Here is a 17,727-nt window from a genome sequence, read left to right as displayed (position 1 = left end):
CCACCCGCTACGACAAGACCGCCACGTCCTACCAGGCAACGGTCACCATCGCCGCGCTACTGCAATGGTTGTGAACCTTTGAAGACATTGCCTAGCCAACGTCAACGGTGGCTGGGTGCTGTACAACTTCCCCCGCAGGAGCCGTCAGGCTGAGTTGCTGGCGCAGAGCGGCCATGTTCCCGACACAGTGATCGAACTCGTCCTGAGCGCGGATCAACTCCACCTCGCCGTTCACCGCCGGGTGGAACGTCACATCGAACTGGACCCCAAGCAAGCCGAGCGACGCCAGGAGCTACTGCTCAGCTACTCGCATGCCCAGGAGACCTATCAGGAGCAGCTCGAGCCGCTACGCGCCTACTACCGAAGCCATGGCCTGTTGCGAACCGTCAGTGGCTTCGGTGACTTCAAGGACGTAGCAGCCAGGCTCATCCCGATCGTCTCCGACGGTCAATAACACCGGCCAGATCGGGTAGGAGAGACGAGGCCAAATCCCGGCGTCGGTACGATCGCGATCCGATCTGTGGATCAAGCGAAGCGCCGGAGGAAACCACATGCAACTGCGCCTGAAGTACGCGCCTGTCCCGGAGAACGCAGCCCGCTTCGCGGGCGACATCACAGCGGCGGCGGCCCAGGTCAGCGACGTACATCTGGACTACACGCCGGACAGCCTGGCGCGCGTGGACACCATCTTCGACGACTTCCGCGCCGACGGACTCACCGGCGAGCAGCTTGCAGAAACCCTCTTCGGCTTCGGTTGCTACGTCGGCGAAGTGCTGACCCGCCACGCTGGCGGGCGATGGCGCGCAACGACGGACGATGAACGAGCCGTCGTCGGGTGGCCGCTACTGATCGAGCTCGGCGACCATCGCTGGTGCAACCCGATCGGCAAGGCGTTCAAGCGCCTTGAGAACGGCCCAGAGGACAGCCTTCGGTACTTCTACACGGTATTCGCCTCGGGCGGCACCCGATAAGGGAGACCGGGTCGCCGCCCGGTGCTTCGGTCAACATCGGGCACCAGCAGATCGTCACACGGCTCGACACGGCCGCCGCAATGCCGAATCACGCCGTCAGCGCGGTGCCGCGCCGGCGCGGGCGACCGACCCCCGGGCCTTCACCCCCTGGTTCTCGCGGCCGAACTGGCGGCGTCGCTCGCCCCGGGCGCGAGATGCTCGATCACTGCAGGGCCTGGCGCGTCGAAAAGGGGATCGGGTAGTCCTGATCCGCCAGGACCAACCAACGCCGACACGTATCTAACCCTCGGCCAATGCCGCAACAGGTCTTAGCGCGCGTCGCTGTAGTTGGACTGGTGCTGTTCGGGGTGGTGGCGCTCTGCGGCCCACGGGGCTCGCAGCACGGCCCAAGCGCCCCTGATGGCACTCACTTGACGACGTGAAAGCTGGGGTGAGCGATCCACGCGGTCATCGCCTCAGCGTCGAGATAGACGGCATCGTCGGCTCGAACGCGGCGGCCCGCGCCGCCCAGGCAGCGAAGCAGGTCTGCCGAGGGCGAATCGTAGAAATCGACAAACACCCAGCCGTCGGTCCGTCGCGCCACTTGCTGAGCCATCCGAGCCAGGGCAGGTCGGCCAGCAAGGTCGCTGACAAAGATGTGCAGCCCGATGGCGCAGCCCATCGTCACCGCGGTGGCTCGCTCAAGCAGGTGTAGCTCCTCCGGATCGACCTCGATGCCCGGGGCTTGGATGTCATAGCCGTACGGCAGGCCATCGGCGGAGTACCAGTAGTTCGGATCGCGTTCATACCGGGTCAGCCCCTCAGCGATCATCTCCTCAACCAGGATCGGCTCGACGCGCTCAGCGGCGTAGGGACTCAGGATGCTCAACGTTGTTCCACCCATCGGCAATGAGTAGACAGCGTCAACCTCGCTGCGGCCACACCTGGCCGCAAGACGTTGCCGAAGAGCGAACAGTCCGGCGAGCGACCGACACCCAGCAACGGTTCAAGGCATGGGACGAGCCCCTGGCTGCGAGGACCGCGGACGTTACCATCGACACCTCGCAGACGCCGCCAGACCGAGCAGCAAAGCTCGTCGGCCAGGAAGCGCGACCTGCGACGCCGTGAGGTGCGTGACAAGCCGGCGGCCGACTGCCCTCGACGTCAGGTCTCAGGACCTGGGTGACAGATCAGTCTCGAGACCGGGGTGACGCAGCCGGCTAGAGACCAAGTGCGCGTCAGCGGCTGATGCGTGTGTGTTGAGTGCAGCTTGGACGATCGGCTTCCATCGAGCGACGAACGCTTCGGCGAACCGTTCATGATCCGAGCGGCGTTGCACGCCGCCGGCCTTCCGGCTGCGGTGTTGAAGCACATGGTGTCCAAGCTCGTGCAGCAGTACGTCAAACCGCATGAAGTCCCGCAACGCCGCGGCTTCGGGTAGGCGGTGCTCGTAAAGGAAGATCTCGCCTGGTGCTCTGGTCCTGCCGTAGACGACGAATCCGGGGCGGAAGTCCTCGGTTTGCCGCAGCTCGATGCCGCGCAACCCGTACCACGCCCAAGGCCCGATGGCCTCCAGCACCTCACGGACGTCCCGTCCGCTTACCGGGTGCGCGAATCCGGATCGCGGTGCGTGAACTCGGATCCGCACCCGGTCGAGCCGGGGAGCGCGCCGGAGTGCCTGGCGGGACCGGAGATCTGTTCGGAGGCTTCGGCTCACCTGGGCCATGTTCGGCGGGCCGCACCGGATCCAACAACCGATTTCACAGTCCGATACCCCTGATCCATCACGCTCAGCTCCATCGACAATCGGCGGAGTGTCACGCAGGTCCTGAGACCGGACAGCCGGCTGCCGGCGAGGTCGGGCTTCACTTGAACGCGTCGGCGCCAGCTGTTGGGCGACAGGTCCGGGTAGACAATCTCGCCGCTGGGGCGTGAGTGACGGCAGATCGCTAGTAGGCGTCCGGGTCTGGTCGTGCGCGTCGCCAGGCGTGTTCAAATGCCTCCGCGCTGATCTCCATCGTGGCGTACTGCGGATCGCGTAGGTCGATGGGTGGGTTGAAGGGCCAGTCCTCGGTTTGGAGGGCGTCACCGTCGGGGCGCTGTTGGACCTGGCGGAGGCGGCGGCCGTCCGGTCCCAGCTCGGCCAGGTACGCAGTGCCGTCGTACGCAGCGCAGGCGTCGCGGAGGTACACCAGGCCGCGGTCGGCCAGTACGCCGTAGCCAGGGACATCGCGATGGGCCGACCGTTGGTCGCGGAGGCTGGCCAGTGGACCGTCGGGCAGCGCATCGAGGTGGACCTCGTCAAGATCCCACGAGGTCACCCGCCGCACGGTGACGTCATCGGTGACCACCTCCACCTCAGCGACGGCGTCGAGGATCTCCTCTGGCGACCGTGCCCAAACCCACCACCACAAGGCGCCCATGCCGTAGTCGTGGCAGACCAGGTACCGGTTCTTCGCGTTGCCGCCCCGCTCAAGCACGGCGACAGTATGTCCGGCCCGCCACGGGGACGGAACGTACGTCCTGGTGTAACCCATCTAGCGAAGCAAGGAGTAACCCGTCATCCGCAGTCCGACAGCCAGCCGCCGGCTGTGGACGCTCCTATCTCTGTCAAGCTTGTGACCCGAGCTCGCGGGGCGTTGCTTCGATCCACCGCCGAAACAGGTGTAGCGCCTCGCCGACGTTCAGTGGTCCACACGCTGCCCGGAATTGGTCCTTCTCGACCCAGGTCATGATCCAGTCGTGTTCGCTTCTATGGAGCTCGTGCCGCTCGTAGGGCATCCCTGACAGTGCCGTATCACCCAGGTCGATGCGGACCGACCAGCCGGGGTTGTCGACCGTCCCAATCTGAATGCCGTACTCGTGTTCCCACTCGCCATCGCACTGAGTCGCGTACCAGGCTTGCAGCCAGGTCCAGACCCCCGGCGCTGGCTCGTCGTGATCATGCACCCCGTATTCCCTGATCTCGCGGTGGTCGTGGCGTCAGGTAAGGGTAGGTCTCACAGGCGATAGAGCGCTTGAATTTGCGGGCGGCGTCAAGACCGGCAGGGGAGACCGAGGCCTAGCGGGTCCGTAGACAGCCGCGCCAAGGGAGAGATCGTTAGGCTCGGCGAAGTCCGGTGCCCGTCAGGCCACCTGGTCATCGTCGACGGGGGAATGCTGGCATGTGGTCCGGAAGCAGGTCTCCGACCGAACTGGATCCGCGCGGCCTCGGAATCGAGGATCCCGACCTGCTGGCTGAGGTTGCCGGGGCCGGGTCACACTCCGACCACCGGCTTGTACGCGCAGGCCAGCTCCCAGCCGCCGGGCAGCACGGCCACCCGGTCGAAGCCGACCTCCTTGAGCAGGCTCGTGTAGAACTCGACCTCCCGCAGCCGGCTGACGCAACTGTCGACTCCAATGAGGAAGTAGCTCCAGAAAAACTGCATCGCCAGGCGGTCCGGGGTACGGAACTCCTCGCAGATCACCAGCAGCCCGCCCGGCTCGAGCGCCGCGTACGCCTTCTCGACCAGCCGGCGGGCGACGTCGTTCGGCCAGTCGTGTAGCACCCGAACGAACGCCATGGCGTCGTAGCCCGTGGGCAGCGGCTCGGCGAAGAAGTCGCCGCCGACGAAACCCAGCCGGTCGGAATGCCCTGTACGGGTCCGGGTGGCCTCCACCAGCGGTGCCACGGCCGGCAGGTTGTACACGTCGACCCGTAGCCCTGGGGCGTCGTCGAGGATGTGCGCGGCTAGCGTCCCGTCGCCCCCGCCGACGTCCAGCAGGCGGCGCCGGTCCGACCACAGCCGGTCGGCGTTGCAGTGCATTGCCTCGATCACCGGGCCGAGACCGACGGCCATGCTGCGCTCGAAATCGGCGGTCTGCTCGTCGGTTTTTGGTGGCCAGGCGAAGTCGTCGTCGCTCATGCTCACCTCGCCGCGCAGGCTCTCGGCCAGCCGACCGTGCAGCCGCCGCCAGGGGTAACGGTCCCGGTCGCGTTCGACGGCGCCGGGGCCGACGACCGCCGTGATGGCGTCCCGCAGGCCGGGCACCGCGCGGTACGTGGCCGTCGTGATGTCGTCGCCCGGCTCGCTGCGCTCGACGACGCCGAGGCTCTCCAGGCAGTCGAGGAACTTGTAGAGCCGCAGGGGCCGCACGTCGAACCGGGCGGCCAGCTCGCCGAGGCTCGCCGGCCCGGGCTCCAGGGCGTCGAGTTGGCCCGTGCCGAGCGCGGCCTCCAGCACGTCCATGGCCTTGGGCCCGTTGGCGAGCAGACTCATCAGCGCGCGGGGAGAAAACGCCACCTTCACCGCTTCAGCTCCTCTTCCAGGGCGTCCATGAATGTGTCGATCTCGTCGAGGGTGTTGTAGACGTGCGGGCCGACCCGCAGGTGGCCCCGCCAGCTGCAGATCATGTCTCGCTTAACCAGCCGCTGCTTGACGGCCTCGCCGTCGGCGACGTCCAGGCACACGACGCCGCCGCGTCGGTGCGGTTCGGTCGGGCTGACCACGTCGATGCCGGCCGCCGCGGCCCGGTCCAGGACCCGTTGCGTGCAGGCAAGCGAGTGCCGGCGGATCGCGCCGACACCCACCTCGGCCAGCAGATCTAGGCCGACCTGGGATATCAGCGAGGTCAGGGGGAACGGTGTCCCGCCGGCGAAGCGTCGGGCCCCGTCGGCCCAGCCGGTCGACGGCTGGAACGTGAAGGCTCGGTCGCCGGCCTGCCAGCCGGTCGCCGCCGGCTCCAGCTCCGGCACCAGGCCTGGACGGACGTAGAGGAAGGCGGTGCCGACCCCGCAGAGCCACTTGTGCGCGCCGCCGAGAACGACATCGACGCCGAGCGCCGTCACGTCCAGCGGCATGACCCCGACGCTCTGGAAGGCGTCGACGACCACCAGGGCGCCGACATTGTGGGCGCGCCGCAGCAGTCGGGGCAGGTCGATGGTGGCCCCGGAGGAGAAGCTGACGTGCGGGACGCACACCAGCAGCGTGCGTTCATCGATCCGTGCCTCGATGGCGTCCTCGTCGAACTGCGGGCCGCCCGAGCCGACCACGTCGAGCCGGGCGCCGTACCGACGGAACGCGTTCCAGATAAACGGCACCGTCGGATACTCCAGGTCGGTGGTGACGACCCGGTCTCGCGGCGGACGGTAGTCGAAACAGGACGCCACCCGCGCGAGCAGCGTACTCAGGTTCGCATCGGTGACCACACTGCCCGCCGGCGCGCCGATGAATGCGGCGACGGAGTCGGCGTACCGGTCGAGGCCGACGTGCCAGTCCTGCCAGACCTCGTCGCGCCAGCTCCGCAGCGTCCGCCAGTAGCCGGTGAGCACCTGCTCCGCGCCCCGCGGCACCGCGCCCGTGGAGTTGTTGTTCAGGTAGACGCCGGTGCCCAGCAGGGGGAACTCGGCGCGCAGTGCGGCGTGCGCGGTGGCGTCGAGGCACTCGGGCGTATCGGGGGCGGGTTTCCGGTTGGATGGGCTCACTCGGGACTACCTCCGGTCGGCTCGGTAGAGGACGGGGATCGGGGCTCACCGGCGACGGAGGTAAAGACCGGAATGGACCGGACCGTGGCCAGATAGGGCGTGCCCTCCGTGTAGCCGGTGCCGGGGCGGGGTCCGAGCATCCGGGTCGCGAGCCGGTGGTGCGTGCGGCGCCACTGAAGCACCGCGGCGGCGAACGACCGCATCTCCTCCTCGACCCGCTCGCCGCCGGGCGCGGTAAGCAGGCCGTCACGCACCGCCGCCCGGAACGCGTTGTCGATCGACGGCTGCCCGGCGTGCACCAGGCCGCGTACTTCCGGCACCTGGTGGTACGCGGCCGAGTCCAACCGCGACCCTTCGGGTGTTCGGCACAGCGACTCCATCAGCTTGTAGGAGCGGGACTGGATGGCGCTCGCCCCCTCGGTGTACTCCCGGAACGTCCGAAACGCCTCCGGCTGCATCGTGGCCAGCAGGGAAAACAGCGGCCCGGCGGCGGTGAGCTGCCCCCGGGCGTACGCCAGCCGCTCGACCGCCGGCCCCGCGTGGCCGGCGGTCAGGGCGGCGATGGTGGCGCGCAGCTCGTCGGCGATCCCCGCGAAGAGGCACTCGTACGACTGGAGCACCCGGATGAATAGGTACTCGTCGTGCGACACGTGGACCGGCAGCATGCTCAGCCGCAGGACCAGCTCCCCGGTGGGATCGGAGTCGACGGCGAGGGCCCGTAGCTCGTCCGGGGTCGCCACCGCCTCCCGGTCGAGGACCGTCCCGGCAACGCCCATCCGGACGAGAGCGGGGGACGCGGCCCGTACGCCGAGCCGGTAGCGCTTGGCCACCACGTCCGGGCTCGGGCGCCGCTCGGGCAGCAGGTCGGTGGCGCCGGAGGCGGCGGTCAGCTCGAAGGCCAGCGCGTCGGCGACCAAGCGGACGAGGAGCCGGTCCTGGTCCCGCCGGGCACCGACCGGCCCGTCGACGTTGTCCCCGCAGGGCAACCGGAGCAGTCGCAGCGCCAGGTAGCTGCGGTAGTCGTACCGGCCGTCCCACTTGTCGAGCGCGCCATCGAGGAATTCATCCAGCAGCCGGGCGTGGGGGTCCCGCGCGGCCGCCGGCACCGTCAACTGTGCCCGGGCCTGGTCGAGCAGAGCCAGCACTTCCTTTTCGACGAAGTGTTTACCGACCCGGTGAAACTCTGCCAGCACCGCGGAGTATGGGAAACTGCCGGGCTCACCGGCGCCGGACAGCCAACTCGTCAGTTCACGCACGAACCGCACCTCGACATTTCGGTCGCCGCGCAGGCAGGTGAGGAGGGATTGCCAATTTCTGGTGAACGAGGATTGTCAAGGACGGTCGACCGTGATTCGTCACCGGATCCGTCGGTGGGCTTCAGGCGGGCCCGCCACAGTTCGGGGAAGAACCGGTACCCGACGAGCTTGGCGAGCATCGTCGCCTCGGCGCCGCCGGGAGCGTGGCCCCCGACGCGCAGTGCGACCTGGTAGTGCCGCGTCCGCCAGAGCGACACCCGCTCGTCCCACTCGATGAGCGCCTCGACGAGCCGCTGGACGGGGTTCGCAGGATCGGGCTGGCCCAGTAGGGCTGGATCGATGCCATGGGCTTCCAGGTGTTCCCCGAACGCCTGGCCGAGCTGTCGGCTCGTGGCCTGGACCTGCCGCCAGCCGGGTGACTCGGCGCCGGATCCCTTGCCCAGCGCCGGTTGCATGGCCTGGAAATCGGCCGGGGACAGGTGCCGGAACATCTCCAGTTGGTCGGTGACCAACCGGATCCCGAGCGTCGCCCGGGCCAGGAGCGACTCGGTCGCCGCCAGCTCGCCGGCGCGCAGCCGGGTGACCGCCTCGATCAGCTCGGCGGCGGCGAGCTTCAGCCACAACTCGGTGGACTGGTGCACCACCTGGAAGAGCAGCTCGTCGCGGTGGATCATCTCCTCCGGGCGCCGTTGCAGGACGAGCAGCGCCTCCAGCCGCATGTAGCGCGCATAGTCCGTGGCGCCGTCGCCAGGCAGCACAGGTGAGCGGTCCTGCTTCACGGAATTGGTTCCCTTCGGTCGGCGTCGCCGTATCGGAAACGGAAGGCGCGGCAACACGTGCGGCGGCCATTATGCAACGACGAACGGCAATGTGTCACGCCGCTGCCGCGCGGCCGTGCCCGACTTCGGAAAGCGGCAGCTACATGAGCAGGTGTATCTGCACGAGCAGTTCGAGGCGGCCCTCGCCGAAATCATCACTCCGCCCAGCGGTCAACCCGTGGAACCTCGCACGCTTGGCGTGCATCCCAGGTGATCATGTCAACCATTAAACGGTCGTTATGCAGAGCATCAACCGACGTAGGGCAACGGGCAGTCGGCGGTGTCGGGTCTCAGGACCTCCGTGACAGCTCAGTCTCGGGACGTGGGTGACGCGTCCGGCAAGCGCGTCGCCAACCTACGCCGGCTGCGGCGCTACAAGCGGCGGCTGCGCCACGTGTCTACCTGCCCTCGCTCAGCACGCTGCGGACGAAAGGCCCGAACCGGGACTACTGCCAGCGCAAACGCGGCAAGGGACGGAAGCACCAACAGGCACTGATCGCCCTTGCCCGCCGCCGCGTCGACGTACTGCGGGCCTCTGCTGGGTGACAACCGGTGCTTCCAACTCCAACCACGAGCCCCTTCAACACCTGGCTAGGAGTCGGAGATGATCGACGGCATGGACTTCGAGGAGTTCGACCAGCACGTTCAATCACTCCGCGCCCGGGCGGCCAGGTCCGGCTTCGAGGAAATCGAAGACTTCAAGGTGATCGAAGGGCTGACCGCGTCGGCGGAGGACATCACCGAGGCGGAGCGGGCGCTGGGCGCGACCCTGCCCGAGCAGTACAAGGCATTCATGCTGCGCTACGGCGGCGGGCAGTTCGGATTCCTCGACCTGCTGCCCATACCCACAGCAGCGTCCGCGCACCACATCGACGACGTCGTCTCCGCCAGCCGGGCCGAGTTCCCGGACGGGTCGTTCGTCGCGGTGGCACCCGTCGGCACAGGCGACTACTGGTGCTTCCCCGTCCTCGACGGCGGATGCAGCGACGAGGTGTGGTTCCGCCACCACGACGCCGACGACCCCACGCTGGAGGCGCCAGACTTCCTGAATTTCGTGGCGCGGCGCGGCACTCAACCCTGACTCCAGACAAGCACCACGGTCGGCGCCAGAGCTTGCAAGTGAGGCGTCGCAGATACGAGCCTGCCGCGCCCGCCTGCCAGTAGTAGAGGTTCGCTAACGTCGCTTCCACCAGCGCCGTCGACCGGGTACCGCGGTCATGGTCGATGTCAGGAGGGACCGGGCGGTCGGTTGGCTGATGGTAAGGCTGATTTCGCGGATGGCGCTGTTGACAAGGATGCCTTCACAATCGGGATCGGCTACGGCCATCTGTAGGAGAACCTCGCCGGCCAGGCCGGCATTGAACCGGGGACCGAAGTTGCGTAGGGCTGCCTCGGGGTCGGCGTAGGCCAGTAGGCGTGCCCGGCCGTCGCCGTGAGTGGTCCGGCCTGCGCCAAGGTTGCCGTCAGCCCTGAAACTCCCGTCCGGATCTTGGGAGGGTGTCCCGATGGCCACGATGCCGATGGTGGAAGCCCGAAACAGGCCGAGAAAACGTTCGTAGCTTTCCTGGGTACTGGTCTCCGCGTGCTCCGTCATGACATCGGATAGCGGGGTTTCACTCATGCAGCGGACGCTAGCGTTTTCTCCACGTGGGTACCAAGCCAGGCGCCCTTGCAGCAAAGTCCTGCCCGGCGGTGCTGACAGGCAGCGGGTCGCCGGTCGACTCCAGACGCGAGCGAACCACGCCCGGCACATGCTCGCCGAAGCGGGCCGCCGCCAGTTGGCAGCCGTTGATAGCTTGAGACCGCATCCCCCGAGGAGGGCGACCCTCCTCGTACGGAGAGCCGGCAGCAGCGGCGACCTGACATCAGCCTTTGACATCGTCGGTGGCGGCCGAGGTCGGACCAGCATGGACGGATTGCGCCTCCGGCCGGATCCGATAGGCATCGCTCGATGCCCCGGCGCTGGCCGGGAACGCCTTTACAAGCGAGTGGTCGTCCGTTGAGAGTTGACTGCTGAGTGGGCCACGCCGCTCGCGCCCGGTGGTCGTGGCAAGCGGTCCCAGAAGAGCAGCCGACCGGGGACGCCGAGGCGCTGCTCACTGGTCGTCGACCGATCCCGATCGCTTCCGAGAGCAAGCGAGAGTTGAGAGTGGACCGCGGTGCAGATGTGGAGTGCAGTGCGGGCAAGAACCACGTCCCGTTGACCGACCCTGGATGTCACCGGCAGCACAGATGCGGGGCCCGGTTCCGACGAAAGCCTGAAGCGGTCTCCTACGGCCCGGTTTGACGCGCGCCTCGGTAGGGAAGGTTCGCGGACACCTCAATGAAGGAGGCTGTATGGAGACGTCCGCTAGCGTCGGGCGCAGTTGCCGACAGTCGACACGTCCATGCGCGGCGGCGCGTGTTGCAGCGCCGACCGCGAGGGGGCGAGCCTAATGGCTCGCGTCGGTCGCTACGGGATCCCAGGTTTCGTGTGGTTCCTGATCTGGCTCGTCGTCTGCATCTTGATCGTCATCCTGTTGGCGATGCTCATTCACCACTTCGGAGGCGCCTCGCTATCACTCAAGCTCGGCCACTTCTACCTGAACATCGGGGTCACCTGACCCGCCAGATCGTCGACACTCCGGCGCCGATGTTGCACCAGGCCGTGTTAGCCCGTCACCTTCGGTGACGGGCTAACACGGCTTGGAAGCGAGCAAGCGTGGAGTGCCGGCCCAGTGCGCACGCGCTTGCCGAGGGCCGGATAGCCCATCGCGGCGGGAACTCGCTGGGCTCCTGCGGGACGGGTACCGCGAGGCACGCGAGCTGCTGGACCAGGTGGTCGACGAGTTGGGCTTGCCTGAGCTGCCAGACGAAGACCGTGCCATCTGGGATGTGGTGGTCTCGCATGCGCAACGTTTGGTGTCCGGGCCCATCGCGCCGGTTGATGGCGCGCAGGACTGCGGGCGGGTGCCGGTCGACGGTCCCGGTTGCCACCAGCTCGGAGCGTAGGTCGGCGAGTTCGGCCAGAGCGGGCGTCTACTGCTTTCACCGCCAGCCACGGGTAACTGGTCGCCGCGCGGACCGAGCGCTGGGTCGGCCAGACCTGCGCGGGATCAAGGCGGCCCGCAAGCGGGCCGCAACCCCGGCCTCGGCTTGCTGGCGACCTCCGCCGGCATCGGCCGGCCACTCGCCGGCAACCTGACCATGCGCCAGATCGGGCTGCTGTTCGGCGTCTCGCACTCCGCCGCTCAGTGGGTCATCGAAACGATCGGACCGTTGCTGGCACGGGCTCCGTTCCGCCGGCGTCCGGTCGATAAGATCGTCATCTACGCCAGCACGCTGGGCCACCCCGGGCCCGAACGGCGAGCCGGCCCTGGCGATGCTGCACGAACCCTTCAGCTGTGCCACGAGCGCCAGAGGGAGGCATAAGCCCCGTCGGCCCGGACGAGTTCGTCGTGGCTGCCGAGTTCAGTGATCCGGCCATCCTCCATCACCGCGACCCGGTCCGCGTCGTGCGCGGTGTTGAGCCGGTGCGCGATCGCGATGACGGTCCGGCCGGCGAGCACAGCCGCCAGCGCGCGCTCCGTACGCCGGGCGGTCGTCGGATCGAGCGCGGCTGTCGCCTCGTCGAGGATCAGCGTGTGCGGGTCGGCGAGCACCAGCCGGGCCAGCGCGAGCTGCTGCGCATCAGCCGCCCCGAGTTGCCTGGCCCCGTCACCGAGTTCCGTGTCGAGGCCGTCGGGCAGCTCAGCGAACCAGTCGGCGCCGACCGCGACCAACGCGGCTCGCATCTGTTCATCGGACGCGTCCGGCGCGGCGAAGGCGAGGTTGTCACGCACCGAGCCGATGAAGACGTGGTGTTCCTGGGTGACCAGGGCGATCCGGCGTCGGCGCTCGGCGGGATCCAGGTCGGTGATCGGGCAGCCGCCGATGCTGACCACGCCGTGGCGCGGCGCGTCGATCCCGGCCAGCAACCGGGCCAGGGTGGACTTCCCGGCACCCGACGGGCCGACGACGGCCAGCCGCTCACCGGGCCGTACCTCCAGGTCGATCCCGTGCAGGACGTCGTGGCCGTCGGTGTACGAGAACCGGGCGCCGCGCACGACCAGCCGTTCCCCTGATGGCGCGGAAGCCTTGCCGGGCGGCTCCGGTGGCACCTGGCCGACACCGAGCACGCGGGCGAATGACGCGAAGCCGCGCTGCGCCTGCTCAGTCCACTGCAGGATCCGGTCCAACGGCTCGATCGCCTGCTGGAGATAGAGCGCGGCGGCGACCACTTCACCGAGCGAGACCATCCCCCTGGTCAGAAAGAACCCGCCGGCCAGCAGCACTGCGGCGATCGGCAACGGATAGCTGGCCTCCACCACCGTGTAGAACACGGTCCGCAGCGCGAGGGTCGCCCGTCGGGTGGCCCACACCCGGGCGATGCGCTCGGTGCCATGGACGATCCGCTCGTCGGAAAGCCGCAGCGCCTCCACGGTACGCGCGCCCTCGGCGGTAGTGGTCAGCGTCTCGGTCAGCTCCGCGGTGGCGGCGCCCTCGGCGAGGTAGGCCGAGCTGGCCCGCCGCAGGTACCAGCGGCTCACCGCCCAGATCGGCGGCAGCCCGGCCAGCGCCACCAGGCCGAGCATCGGATGCAGCAGGAAGATCGCCCCGAACAGCAGCGTCAGCTGCGCCGACGCGATGACGATGGTGGGCACGACGTCGCGGACGGTCGTCCCAACGGTCGAAACGTCGACGGAGCTACGGGTCGCGAGATCCCCGGAGCCGGCCCGCTCCACGACGGAGACGGGCAGGCCGAGCGTCTTGCGGACGAACTCCTCGCGCAGCCGGGCAACCGCCCGCTCCCCGAACCGGTGACCGGCGTACTGGGCGTACCGGGAGAGCAGCGCCTGCACCAGAACGCATCCGCCGATCGCCATCGCCAAGCGGTCCACGGTGGCGACGCCGGCGCCGGCGGCAACCTGGTCGACGATCCTGCCGAGCAGCCACGGCGCGGCGAGCCCGGCGATCGCGGCGGCACCATGCAACACCAGCACGACCAGGACCGCGCGCCGGTCCCGGCCGACGAGGTCCAGCATCTCCCGTCGCACGGCCGCCCGGTCCGCTACCGGCAGCCGGCTCACCGCAACGCTCCCTTCGGCCCGGTGAAATCTTCCAAGTCGAGGTCGTCGCTGCCCCGGGCCACCAACTGCCGGTAACCCCGGTCCTGTTCGAGCAGTTCCGCGTGCGTGCCAGTGGCGACGATCCGACCCCCGCTCAGATGCGCGACCGTGTCGGCGTGCCCGAGCAGCAACGGTGACGTAGCGAGCACGATGGTGGTCCGCCCGGCCCGCGCGACGCGCAGCCGCTCGGCGATCCGCGCCTCCGTGTGCGCGTCCACCGCCGACGTCGGGTCGATGAGGATCAGCACCTCAGGTTCGGCGAGCAGCGCCCGAGCCAGCCGTACCCGTTGACGCTGGCCGCCGGAGAGCGTGCGGGCCCGGTTGTCGATCGGGGTGCCGAGCCCGTCCGGCAGCGCTTCGGCGATGTCCTCTGCCGACGCGACACGCAGCGCCGCCCTGATCCGGTCGTCAGCCCCTCCCGCCTGGGCGAGGGTGCCACCGTTCCCTGCCCGGGTACGGCAGTCACCGATCCCCGCCGGGCCGTCGGCGCTCGACTCCCGGCCACCCAGGATGTCCCGTAAGGTCCCGGCGAACAGGTAGGAGTCGTGGTCGGCGACCAGGATCCGGGCGCGTACCTCATCGAGTGCGATCCCGGTCAGCGGCACGCCACCCCAGGTCACGTCGCTGACGACGTAGCGTCCCAGCCGGTCGGCCAAGGCGATGGCCTCGGCCGGGTCGTCGGCGGCCACGCCGGTCACCCGACCGCCGCGCACGGTCAGTCCGCAAGCGGGGTCGTGCAGGTCCGCGGGCCGTACCGGCGCGGACCTGGCTAGCGGCCGGCGGGCACCGGGTACGTTTCCCGTCCCGCCCACGTCCTGCATGGTCGGGCCGCCGACGCGGTCCGGAGTCAGGTTGAGCAGGGCGATGATGCGACGGGCGGCGACCCGGCCCCGGATCACCCCGTAGCTTCCCTCAAGCAGGAACCACACCGGCACGATCAGCGTCGCCACGTATCCGTAGACGGCCACCATCTGCCCGACCGTGATGTCGCCAGCGACCGCCATCCGAGCCGCAAGCCACACCACCGCCGCGAGGAACAGCCCCGGTATGGCGACCGTCAACGCGTCGATCCAGCTGTAGACGGCACCGACCCGATAGCCCTCGGCGAGCAGGTCCTGGGAGCGCGCTGCGTATCGGCGGGCGAACAAACCGCGGCCGCCGACCCCGGCCAGCACCCGCAGCCCCGCCACGATGTCACCGGCCCGGGTGGTGAGGACACCCTGCTGGTGCCGGTAGACGGACTCCGCCCGCTCGAGGCGGCGCAGCAACGGTCCGATGATCAGCGCGATCGCCGGCACGCCCAGCAGCACGCACAGCGCCAGCAACGGGGAAACCGACCACAGCACGACGGCGATGACCGCGTACGCGATCAGCGCGCCGACGCCAGGGCCAGTCATCGTCAGCACCTGCGACGTGTAGCCGATGTCAGAGCCGCCGACGGTGGCGACCTCCCCCGCGGCGAGCCGGCGCGGCAGCACCGCGCCGATCCGGGACAACTGGCGCAGCAGGACCGCCGCGGAGCGCGCTGTAGCGTCCTCTCGGACGAAGGTCATCGTGCGGTGCCGCATGATGCCCAGGTACGACAGCCCCACCCCCGCCACGACGATTGCCGCGACCCAGAGCAGCAGGGCTCGGGTGTCGTGCGCACGCAGTCCGTCGTCGACGGCGCGGGAGACGAGGTACGGCCGGACCGACAGCCCGATCATCCACGCCGTGCCGACCACGGTGCCGCGCAGCACCCGCCACGGTTGACAGCGAACCAGCCACCAGACGTACCACATCGGCCCCCTCGTGTCCGGCACACCGGGATCGGGATGCGGAATCTGTGGAGGCACCCGCCCAAACTACCGAGTTGGCTGCGGACGTACTCACCCATATTCCCGGTTCGGCCGTGCGTCGTCCCGGCGCGACCGACGGAGCTGATCGCCAAACTCGCGCTGCTCTACAACATCGGCGGGCACCAGGTCGCCGGCATGCCCATCACTCAGCTGTCGAGAGGCGACGCGAAAGGCTCGGCGGGTGCTCCACGACCTCTGGCGAGCCGCGCGGCAGATGCGGGGCCGTTACCGATATCACTTGGCTAGCCGGCGTCGATCAGCTGGCCGGGCAATCACGTATTGACAAGCATTGTTAACAGTAAGACGCTGCCGAGAGCGCTCTCCCGTCCCTTCTCTGCAGCGAGGTGTCTCCATGGGTCTCCGAAGAAAGCTGCTCGCCGCCGTGTCCGCCCTGTTCGCCGGGCTCGCGGGCGCCGTCGTCGCCGCACCCGCCCACGCGGTCGGACCGGCGTCGCTGCCTGTCACCGTCAGCAACACCACCGGCCGGGCCGACCCGGTCTACCTCTATGTCATCGGCGTCCAGCTATCCTCCGGCCGGCTCGGCTACGTCACCTCCGGTGGCGCCTTCGTGCCGTGGTCCGGCGGGCAGATCCCTCCGTCGCCCGCGCCGGACGCCTCCATCCCCGGCCCCGGCAACGGCGGCAGCACCGTTATCCAGTTTCCCCGTGGCTTCTCCGGCCGCGTCTACTTCGCGCTGGGGCAGAAACTGAAGTTCTTCCTCACCCCGGACGGGCTGGTCCAGCCCGCGCCATGGGCGGCCGGGGACGCCAACCGTGACATCCTCTTCGACTGGAGCGAGTTCACCTACAACGACTCCGGGCTGTGGCTCAACAGCTCCCAGGTCGACATGTTCGCGGTCCCGCACGCGGTCACCGTGACCGGCGCCAACGGCGTCACCAAGCGCACCGGCGACCTGGTGGCCAACGGGCGCAACGCGGTCATCGACGGGATCCGGGCGCAGTCGGGCTGGGCCAACACCGTCTACACCCGATCTGACGGGACGGTGTTGCGCGTCCTGGCCCCGGGCAAGGCCGCCGGTGCCGGCCTGCTGAACGCCACCTACCTGGACTCCTACATCGCCTCCGCGTGGAACGCGTACACCACGAAGGCCTTGACCGTGGTGCCCTTCGCCGACCAGCCGGCCATCCGGTACTACGGCCGGACCTCGGGCAACACCATGACCTTCACCAACGGCACCGGCCAGGTGGTCGCCTCCTTCAACCGGCCCTCCTCGGCCAGCGTCTGGGGCTGCGACGGCGACCTGCCCGCGCCGAACGACCAGGTGGTCGGCCCGATCTCGCGTACGCTCTGCGCCGCGCTCAACCGGGGCACGCTCGGCACCATCGACACCCAGCCCAGCACCAACGCCGCCGACTTCTACCGCAACAACCCCACCAACCAGTACGCCCGCCTGATCCACGCCAACATGGCCGACGGCAAGGCGTACGCGTTCGCCTTCGACGACGTCGGCGGATTCGAGTCGCTGGTGTACGACGGCGACCCGCGATCGGCCGGCCTGATCCTCAGCCCGTTCACCGGCGGCGGCGGCAACCCCACCACCGGGGTGCCCGTCGTCAGCAACTGGAACAACAAGTGCATCGACGTGCCGAGCTCCAACTTCGTCGACCGTGCGCCGCTGCAGACGTGGGTCTGCAACAACACCAACGCGCAGAAGTGGACGTTCAGCGGCACGGCCCTGAAGAGCCAGAACAACAAGTGCATGGACGTCGACGGCGGGTCCACCGCCAACGGCGCCGTGGTCCAGCTCTACACCTGCAATGGCACCGGCGCCCAGCAGTTCACTCTGAACGCGGCCGGCGACCTGGTCAACCTCCAGGCCAACAAGTGCGTCGACATCAAGGACTGGAACGGCAACGACGGCGCGAGGCTCCAGCTCTGGGACTGCGCGGGTACGGCCAACCAGAAGTGGCGCAAGGGCTGACCGACCCGGCGACGTGCTGGGGGCCGATCCGATCGGCCCCCAGCACGGGCAGGATTGCCAACGGCAGTGTGGCGCAGTTGTGGACCTGCTTGAACAACGGCGCCCAACAGTGGGTGATCAACTCGGACGGGTCGATCGTCAACCCGAACTCAAGCCGGTGCCTCGACGCGGTCAAGTACGGCACGACGACCGGCAGCCGGTTGCAGATCTGGGACAGGGGCCGACCGCTGGGTGGTAACCAGCAGTGGCGGCGGGGCTGAGCAGCCGCTGACGTGGTGCGGCGCCCGGTCCACCCGGACCGGACGCCGTGCC

At 68.8% G+C, this 17,727-nt stretch carries 17 protein-coding genes and 1 pseudogene; 7 read left to right on the top strand and 11 right to left on the bottom strand.

The genetic code is table 11. The features are described from left to right. Nucleotides 1-115: 115 nt before the first annotated feature. Nucleotides 116-454 carry a hypothetical protein gene (locus ABZW14_RS32340; protein ID WP_355354372.1) on the top strand — a complete coding sequence of 113 codons (339 nt, stop codon included), beginning with the start codon at nucleotides 116-118 and terminating at the stop codon, nucleotides 452-454. A 97-nt stretch (nucleotides 455-551) separates the two neighbouring features. Continuing rightward, nucleotides 552-971, top strand: coding sequence for a hypothetical protein (locus ABZW14_RS32335; protein WP_355354369.1), 420 nt, complete (start codon nucleotides 552-554; stop codon nucleotides 969-971). A gap of 406 nt (nucleotides 972-1,377) precedes the next feature. On the opposite strand, the gene ABZW14_RS32330 is transcribed toward ABZW14_RS32335, so the two are convergent. From ABZW14_RS32330 to ABZW14_RS32295, 8 genes are all read right to left on the bottom strand, one after another. After that, a complete protein-coding gene (locus ABZW14_RS32330; protein ID WP_355354366.1) occupies nucleotides 1,378-1,839 on the bottom strand; it encodes a hypothetical protein in 462 nt (153 codons plus the stop codon). Nucleotides 1,840-2,121: 282 nt separating this feature from the next. Next, a complete protein-coding gene (locus tag ABZW14_RS32325; protein WP_355354363.1) occupies nucleotides 2,122-2,529 on the bottom strand; it encodes a hypothetical protein in 408 nt (135 codons plus the stop codon). A gap of 370 nt (nucleotides 2,530-2,899) precedes the next feature. Next, on the bottom strand, nucleotides 2,900-3,430 hold the full coding sequence (locus tag ABZW14_RS32320; RefSeq protein ID WP_355354361.1) for a hypothetical protein: 531 nt from the start codon (nucleotides 3,428-3,430) through the stop codon (nucleotides 2,900-2,902). A gap of 130 nt (nucleotides 3,431-3,560) precedes the next feature. After that, on the bottom strand, nucleotides 3,561-3,899 hold the full coding sequence (locus tag ABZW14_RS32315) for an immunity 53 family protein (RefSeq protein ID WP_355354358.1): 339 nt from the start codon (nucleotides 3,897-3,899) through the stop codon (nucleotides 3,561-3,563). Nucleotides 3,900-4,207: 308 nt separating this feature from the next. Further along, nucleotides 4,208-5,239 (bottom strand): methyltransferase, encoded by a 1,032-nt coding sequence (locus ABZW14_RS32310; RefSeq protein ID WP_355354355.1) that lies wholly within the window; start codon nucleotides 5,237-5,239, stop codon nucleotides 4,208-4,210. Next, complete coding sequence (locus tag ABZW14_RS32305) at nucleotides 5,236-6,414, bottom strand: aminotransferase class V-fold PLP-dependent enzyme (protein ID WP_355354352.1); 1,179 nt, start codon at nucleotides 6,412-6,414, stop codon at nucleotides 5,236-5,238. The genes ABZW14_RS32310 and ABZW14_RS32305 overlap by 4 nt, the downstream gene beginning before the upstream one ends. After that, the gene (locus ABZW14_RS32300; RefSeq protein ID WP_355354349.1) at nucleotides 6,411-7,679 is read right to left on the bottom strand and encodes a tryptophan 2,3-dioxygenase family protein; all 1,269 of its coding nucleotides are present in this window, start codon (nucleotides 7,677-7,679) and stop codon (nucleotides 6,411-6,413) included. The genes ABZW14_RS32305 and ABZW14_RS32300 overlap by 4 nt, the downstream gene beginning before the upstream one ends. Continuing rightward, the gene (locus ABZW14_RS32295) at nucleotides 7,658-8,449 is read right to left on the bottom strand and encodes a tryptophan 2,3-dioxygenase family protein (RefSeq protein WP_355354346.1); all 792 of its coding nucleotides are present in this window, start codon (nucleotides 8,447-8,449) and stop codon (nucleotides 7,658-7,660) included. The genes ABZW14_RS32300 and ABZW14_RS32295 overlap by 22 nt, the downstream gene beginning before the upstream one ends. Before the next feature lie 643 nt (nucleotides 8,450-9,092). Between ABZW14_RS32295 and ABZW14_RS32290 the strand changes: the two genes are divergently transcribed. Further along, entirely contained in the window at nucleotides 9,093-9,569 is a 477-nt protein-coding gene (locus tag ABZW14_RS32290; RefSeq protein ID WP_355354343.1) for an SMI1/KNR4 family protein, read from the top strand. Between the two features lie 93 nt (nucleotides 9,570-9,662). Here ABZW14_RS32290 and ABZW14_RS32285 read toward each other — a convergent pair whose 3' ends face one another. Continuing rightward, nucleotides 9,663-10,109 carry a hypothetical protein gene (locus tag ABZW14_RS32285; protein WP_355354340.1) on the bottom strand — a complete coding sequence of 149 codons (447 nt, stop codon included), beginning with the start codon at nucleotides 10,107-10,109 and terminating at the stop codon, nucleotides 9,663-9,665. Nucleotides 10,110-10,854: 745 nt separating this feature from the next. Here ABZW14_RS32285 and ABZW14_RS32280 point away from each other — a divergent pair. Both ABZW14_RS32280 and ABZW14_RS32275 read left to right on the top strand, forming a co-directional pair. Continuing rightward, nucleotides 10,855-11,091 carry a hypothetical protein gene (locus ABZW14_RS32280; RefSeq protein ID WP_355354337.1) on the top strand — a complete coding sequence of 79 codons (237 nt, stop codon included), beginning with the start codon at nucleotides 10,855-10,857 and terminating at the stop codon, nucleotides 11,089-11,091. 574 nt (nucleotides 11,092-11,665) lie between these two features. Further along, nucleotides 11,666-11,797: pseudogene (locus ABZW14_RS32275) on the top strand (IS5/IS1182 family transposase); the annotation flags it as partial. A gap of 68 nt (nucleotides 11,798-11,865) precedes the next feature. Here ABZW14_RS32275 and ABZW14_RS32270 read toward each other — a convergent pair. Together ABZW14_RS32270 and ABZW14_RS32265 are read right to left on the bottom strand one after the other, a co-directional pair. Beyond that, nucleotides 11,866-13,551, bottom strand: coding sequence for an ABC transporter ATP-binding protein (locus tag ABZW14_RS32270; protein WP_355354375.1), 1,686 nt, complete (start codon nucleotides 13,549-13,551; stop codon nucleotides 11,866-11,868). Between the two features lie 41 nt (nucleotides 13,552-13,592). Beyond that, entirely contained in the window at nucleotides 13,593-15,416 is a 1,824-nt protein-coding gene (locus ABZW14_RS32265; RefSeq protein ID WP_355354334.1) for an ABC transporter ATP-binding protein, read from the bottom strand. A 409-nt stretch (nucleotides 15,417-15,825) separates the two neighbouring features. Between ABZW14_RS32265 and ABZW14_RS32260 the strand changes: the two genes are divergently transcribed. After that, on the top strand, nucleotides 15,826-17,415 hold the full coding sequence (locus ABZW14_RS32260; protein WP_355354331.1) for a beta-1,3-glucanase family protein: 1,590 nt from the start codon (nucleotides 15,826-15,828) through the stop codon (nucleotides 17,413-17,415). Nucleotides 17,416-17,483: 68 nt separating this feature from the next. Continuing rightward, on the top strand, nucleotides 17,484-17,675 hold the full coding sequence (locus ABZW14_RS32255; protein ID WP_355354328.1) for an RICIN domain-containing protein: 192 nt from the start codon (nucleotides 17,484-17,486) through the stop codon (nucleotides 17,673-17,675). Nucleotides 17,676-17,727: the final 52 nt, after the last annotated feature.

This window comes from Micromonospora sp. NPDC004551 (assembly GCF_040609975.1).
GTDB lineage: Bacteria > Actinomycetota > Actinomycetes > Mycobacteriales > Micromonosporaceae > Micromonospora.
This window is presented reverse-complemented; position numbering and strand designations above follow the sequence as displayed.

Bases quoted from the DNA above. Each gene is read 5' to 3' on its own strand.
- ABZW14_RS32335 (WP_355354369.1), top strand. From the start codon at position 552: ATGCAACTGCGCCTGAAGTACGCGCCTGTCCCGGAGAACGCAGCCCGC.
- ABZW14_RS32290 (WP_355354343.1), top strand. From the start codon at position 9,093: ATGATCGACGGCATGGACTTCGAGGAGTTCGACCAGCACGTTCAATCA.
- ABZW14_RS32285 (WP_355354340.1), bottom strand. From the start codon at position 10,109: ATGAGTGAAACCCCGCTATCCGATGTCATGACGGAGCACGCGGAGACC.
- ABZW14_RS32270 (WP_355354375.1), bottom strand. From the start codon at position 13,551: ATGCTGGACCTCGTCGGCCGGGACCGGCGCGCGGTCCTGGTCGTGCTG.
- ABZW14_RS32265 (WP_355354334.1), bottom strand. From the start codon at position 15,416: ATGTGGTACGTCTGGTGGCTGGTTCGCTGTCAACCGTGGCGGGTGCTG.
- ABZW14_RS32260 (WP_355354331.1), top strand. From the start codon at position 15,826: ATGGGTCTCCGAAGAAAGCTGCTCGCCGCCGTGTCCGCCCTGTTCGCC.